The organism is Psychromonas sp. MME2 (genome assembly GCF_040566515.1).
Classification (GTDB): domain Bacteria; phylum Pseudomonadota; class Gammaproteobacteria; order Enterobacterales; family Psychromonadaceae; genus Psychromonas.
Genome location: NZ_JBEWXI010000008.1, coordinates 1 through 5,940 on the forward strand (window position 1 = coordinate 1; position 5,940 = coordinate 5,940).

Annotated in this window: 3 rRNA genes; all 3 read left to right on the forward strand. The window is 47.5% G+C overall.

Annotated elements, in window-relative coordinates:
• Window positions 1-425: 425 nt before the first annotated feature.
• The 3 genes from AB1A03_RS08220 to rrf all read left to right on the forward strand — a co-directional run bounded on the left by AB1A03_RS08220 (window position 426) and on the right by rrf (window position 5,843).
• A 16S ribosomal RNA gene (locus AB1A03_RS08220) occupies window positions 426-1,971 on the forward strand.
• A 759-nt stretch (window positions 1,972-2,730) separates the two neighbouring features.
• A 23S ribosomal RNA gene (locus tag AB1A03_RS08225) occupies window positions 2,731-5,616 on the forward strand.
• Between the two features lie 111 nt (window positions 5,617-5,727).
• A 5S ribosomal RNA gene (gene rrf / locus AB1A03_RS08230) occupies window positions 5,728-5,843 on the forward strand.
• Together the 16S, 23S and 5S rRNA genes form the textbook arrangement of a ribosomal RNA operon.
• The last annotated feature ends 97 nt before the right edge of the window (window positions 5,844-5,940 follow it).

A 5,940-nucleotide genomic window follows, 5' to 3' on the forward strand; every position in this document is an offset into this window, starting at 1 on the left:
GCATCCACAGACACGGGGCGTAACGCAAAGTTAGAACGCCAGAGAATAAGAAACGCATTCATCGCTTCGTAAGAAATGTAAAATAAGACGTTGACATTGTTGAAAGGCGCGTAATATACGCACCTCGCCGCAAGGCAGCTCTTTAACAATTTAATCAAACAATCTGTGTGGGCACTTATTGTTGATGTGATTTCAAATAATCAAAAAGTAACGCTTCTGCTTGCAGAAAGTTACACCTAACTTGTTTAGGTAACATCAATAGAAGTGACACACGAATTAATTCATTTACATTGAAAGATTTATCTTTCAATCATGAACAGGCCAAATATTTATATTTGGTGGTTAATTCAGAATAAAAAAAACGTAAGTTCTTTAGTTTTAGTCAGTGAATATTGAGTCGTATCGAAAGATACAAATTAAACTTTAAATTGAAGAGTTTGATCATGGCTCAGATTGAACGCTGGCCAGGCTAACACATGCAAGTCGAACGGTACAAATAGTAGAATAGCTTGCTATTTTGCTGACGAGTGGCGGACGGGTGAGTAATGCTTGGCAATTTACCTTGTTGTGGGGGACAACAGTTGGAAACTACTGCGAATACCGCATAATGTCTTTTGACCAAAGGTGGCCTCTATTTATAAGCTATCGCGACAAGATGAGCCCAAGTGGGATTAGCTAGTTGGTAGGGTAAAGGCCTACCAAGGCGACGATCCCTAGCTGGTCTTAAGAGGATGACCAGCCAGCACTGGAACTGAGACACGGTCCAGACTCCTACGGGAGGCAGCAGTGGGGAATATTGCACAATGGGGGAAACCCTGATGCAGCCATGCCGCGTGTGTGAAGAAGGCTTTCGGGTTAAAAGCACTTTCAGCGAGGAGGAAAGGGTGCAGGTTAATACCCTGTATCTGTGACGTTACTCGCAGAAGAGAACGGCTAACTCCGTGCCAGCAGCCGCGGTAATACGGAGGGTGCGAGCGTTAATCGGAATTACTGGGCGTAAAGCGCGCGTAAGGTGGTTAATTAAGTCAGATGTGAAAGCCCAGGGCTCAACCTTGGAACTGCATTTGAAACTGGTTAACTAGAGTTTTGTAGAGGGTGGTAGAATTTCAGGTGTAGCGGTGAAATGCGTAGAGATCTGAAGGAATACCAGTGGCGAAGGCGGCCACCTGGACAGAGACTGACACTGAGGCGCGAAGGCGTGGGGAGCAAACGGGATTAGATACCCCGGTAGTCCACGCAGTAAACGATGTCTATTAGAAGTTTGTGGCTATATGCCGTGGGTTTCAAAGCTAACGCATTAAATAGACCGCCTGGGGAGTACGGCCGCAAGGTTAAAACTCAAATGAATTGACGGGGGCCCGCACAAGCGGTGGAGCATGTGGTTTAATTCGATGCAACGCGAAGAACCTTACCATCCCTTGACATCCAGAGAATCACCAAGAGATTGATGAGTGCCTTCGGGAGCTCTGAGACAGGTGCTGCATGGCTGTCGTCAGCTCGTGTTGTGAAATGTTGGGTTAAGTCCCGCAACGAGCGCAACCCCTATCCTTATTTGCCAGCGGGTCAAGCCGGGAACTCTAGGGAGACTGCCGGTGATAAACCGGAGGAAGGTGGGGACGACGTCAAGTCATCATGGCCCTTACGGGATGGGCTACACACGTGCTACAATGGCAAATACAAAGGGTTGCTAACCTGCGAGGGTATGCGAATCTCATAAAGTTTGTCGTAGTCCGGATCGGAGTCTGCAACTCGACTCCGTGAAGTTGGAATCGCTAGTAATCGTGGATCAGAATGCCACGGTGAATACGTTCCCGGGCCTTGTACACACCGCCCGTCACACCATGGGAGTGGGCTGCACCAGAAGTCATTAGCTTAACCTTCGGGATGGCGATGACCACGGTGTGGTTCATGACTGGGGTGAAGTCGTAACAAGGTAGCCCTAGGGGAACCTGGGGCTGGATCACCTCCTTACGTAAAGAAATTCACAATAATGAGTGTTCACACAGATTGTTTGATTAGAATGATAAAGACGTATGACAGGCCGTTATTGGAAGTGCAGAAGTCTAGTTGGCCTAGGACGCCGCCCTTTCACGGTGAGGTAACAGGGGTTCAAATCTGCCCTTGGGGACCCACCAACTTGTAAGTTTATGAAAAAAAGATAGACAAATCATTTTTAACCATGGGAGAGCGCCTGCCTTGCACGCAGGAGGTCAGCGGTTCGATCCCGCTTAGCTCCACCACTTACATTAGTAAGTGTACCAAGTGAACTTTATAGAAGAGGCTTAAGATAAGTTAGATAATTTATCTTAAGCTTTTTTTTACGAAAAAGTTTGCTCTTTAACAATTAGGAAAGCTGATAAAGTTCTGTTTGAACGTATCGATATAGATATCAATATGTTTAAACGAAACGAAATTGTTCTCAATGATTAATTTATTAATCATTGTAATCAAGCAAAAATAAAAAGTTCATTTTTCACGTAGTGAAATGTGAACAGTACGTATCTACTCAATCATATGATTGATAGGTGCACGAAAAACGAATGTTGTTTTTTGTATTGTAAAATATGAGAAATCGCAAGCGTCTTGGAAACGACATACAAAACAAAAATCAGTATTAAGTAGTGATGCCAAATGGTGTTGCCCACTCAGACATTGACAAAAAGACGTCAATCTCTGTTCGGGAACAATACCTAAAACGCGTCACTGCGTGACACTTTTTAGGTGTTGTATGGTTAAGTGAATAAGCGTGCACGGTGGATGCCTAGGCAATTAGAGGCGATGAAGGACGTGGTAATCTGCGATAAGTCCAGGGGAGTTGATAACAAGCGTTATATCCTGGAATTTCCGAATGGGGCAACCCGGCACTTAGTGTCATCGTTAAGTGAATACATAGCTTAACGAAGCGAACGAGGGGAACTGAAACATCTAAGTACCCTTAGGAAAAGAAATCAACCGAGATTCCGAAAGTAGCGGCGAGCGAAATTGGAACAGCCCTTAAGCTGTTTAGAAGTTAGTAGAATGGTCTGGAAAGTCCGACGATACAGGGTGATAGTCCCGTATATGACAACTTCTTTACAGTGAAAACGAGTAAGACGGGACACGAGAAATCCTGTTTGAATATGGGGGGACCATCCTCCAAGGCTAAATACTCCTAATTGACCGATAGTGAACCAGTACCGTGAGGGAAAGGCGAAAAGAACCCCTGTGAGGGGAGTGAAATAGAACCTGAAACCGTGTACGTACAAGCAGTAGGAGCCGACTTAGTTCGGTGACTGCGTACCTTTTGTATAATGGGTCAACGACTTAATTTCAGTAGCAAGGTTAACCGTATAGGGGAGCCGTAGGGAAACCGAGTCTTAACTGGGCGAATAGTTGCTGGGATTAGACCCGAAACTTGGTGATCTAGCCATGAGCAGGTTGAAGGTTGAGTAACATCAACTGGAGGACCGAACCCACTAATGTTGAAAAATTAGGGGATGACTTGTGGCTGGGGGTGAAAGGCCAATCAAACCAAGAGATAGCTGGTTCTCCTCGAAAGCTATTTAGGTAGCGCCTCGTGTATCACTGTTGGGGGTAGAGCACTGTTTGGGCTAGGGGGTCATCCCGACTTACCAACCCCATGCAAACTCCGAATACCAACAAGTGCAATCACGGGAGACACACGGCGGGTGCTAACGTCCGTCGTGGAAAGGGAAACAACCCAGACCGCCAGCTAAGGTCCCAAAGTATATGTTAAGTGGGAAACGATGTGGGAAGGCTTAGACAGCTAGGAAGTTGGCTTAGAAGCAGCCATCTTTTAAAGAAAGCGTAATAGCTCACTAGTCGAGTCGGCCTGCGCGGAAGATTTAACGGGGCTAAACATATCACCGAAGCTGCGGATGCTTATTTATAGGCATGGTAGAGGAGCGTTCTGTAAGCCGTCGAAGGGAAAGCTGTAAGGCATCCTGGAGGTATCAGAAGTGCGAATGTTGACATGAGTAACGATAAGGGGGGTGAAAAACCTCCCCGCCGGAAGACCAAGGGTTCCTGTCCAACGTTAATCGGGGCAGGGTGAGTCGACCCCTAAGGCGAGGCCGAAAGGCGTAGTCGATGGGAAACGGGTTAATATTCCCGTACCCTTATATTTTGCGATGGGAGGACGGAGAAGGCTAGGTGGGCCTGGCGATGGTTGTCCAGGTTCAAGTATGTAGGTGGAAGACTTAGGTAAATCCGGGTTTTCTTAACACTGAGATACGATGTCGAGTCACTAAGGTGATGAAGTCATTGATGCCATGCTTCCAGGAAAAGTCTCTAAGCTTCAGAAATATAAGGATCGTACCCCAAACCGACACAGGTGGTCAGGTAGAGAATACCAAGGCGCTTGAGAGAACTCGGGTGAAGGAACTAGGCAAAATGGTACCGTAACTTCGGGAGAAGGTACGCCGCTGACGGTGAAGTCCCTTGCGGATGGAGCTATTGGCGGCCGAAGATACCAGATGGCTGCAACTGTTTATTAAAAACACAGCACTGTGCTAAATCGCAAGATGACGTATACGGTGTGACGCCTGCCCGGTGCCGGAAGGTTAATTGATGGGGTTAGACTTAGGTCGAAGCTCTTGATCGAAGCCCCGGTAAACGGCGGCCGTAACTATAACGGTCCTAAGGTAGCGAAATTCCTTGTCGGGTAAGTTCCGACCTGCACGAATGGCGTAATGATGGCCATGCTGTCTCCACCCGAGACTCAGTGAAGTTGAAATCGCTGTGAAGATGCAGTGTACCCGCGGCTAGACGGAAAGACCCCGTGAACCTTTACTACAGCTTAGCAGTGAACTTAGAGCCTACATGTGTAGGATAGGTGGGAGGCTATGAAGCGTTGTCGCCAGATGACGTGGAGCCAACCTTGAAATACCACCCTTGTAGGTTTTGAGTTCTAACCATGGCCCCTGAATCGGGGTTTGGGACATTGTTTGGTGGGTAGTTTGACTGGGGCGGTCTCCTCCCAAAGAGTAACGGAGGAGTACGAAGGTTGGCTAATCACGGTCGGACATCGTGAGGTTAGTACAATGGTATAAGCCAGCTTAACTGCGAGACAGACACGTCGAGCAGGTACGAAAGTAGGTCATAGTGATCCGGTGGTTCTGAATGGAAGGGCCATCGCTCAACGGATAAAAGGTACTCCGGGATAACAGGCTGATACCGCCCAAGAGTTCATATCGACGGCGGTGTTTGGCACCTCGATGTCGGCTCATCACATCCTGGGGCTGAAGTCGGTCCCAGGGTATGGCTGTTCGCCATTTAAAGTGGTACGCGAGCTGGGTTTAGAACGTCGTGAGACAGTTCGGTCCCTATCTGCCGTGGGCGTTTGAGAATTGAGAGGAGCTGCTCCTAGTACGAGAGGACCGGAGTGGACGAACCGCTGGTGTTTGGGTTGTCATGCCAATGGCATTGCCCAGTAGCTACGTTCGGAATCGATAACCGCTGAAAGCATCTAAGCGGGAAGCGAGCCTCAAGATGAGTCTCACTGGGACTTTAAGTCCCCTAAAGGGCCGTTGGAGACTACAACGTTGATAGGCAAGGTGTGTAAGTGCGGTAACGTATTGAGCTAACTTGTACTAATTACCCGTGAGGCTTAACCATACAACACCTAAGACGTGTTGATGTAACCAAGAAAAAGTACGTTTGCGACAATATATTTTACAACTTGCAAGATTAAAGAATAATAGACAGCTTTTCTAATTAACTTTTTAGCTTGGCGAACATAGCGCTGTGGTCCCACCTGATCCCATTCCGAACTCAGAAGTGAAACGCAGCTGCGCCGATGGTAGTGTGGGGTCTCCCCATGTGAGAGTAGGTCATCGCCAAGCGCCTAATAAACGAAAAATCCCTGTTGACGATGTCAGCAGGGATTTTTTCTTTTTAGGGTACTGACGACGATGACCTGCTCGAGAGTAGGGCGAGTAT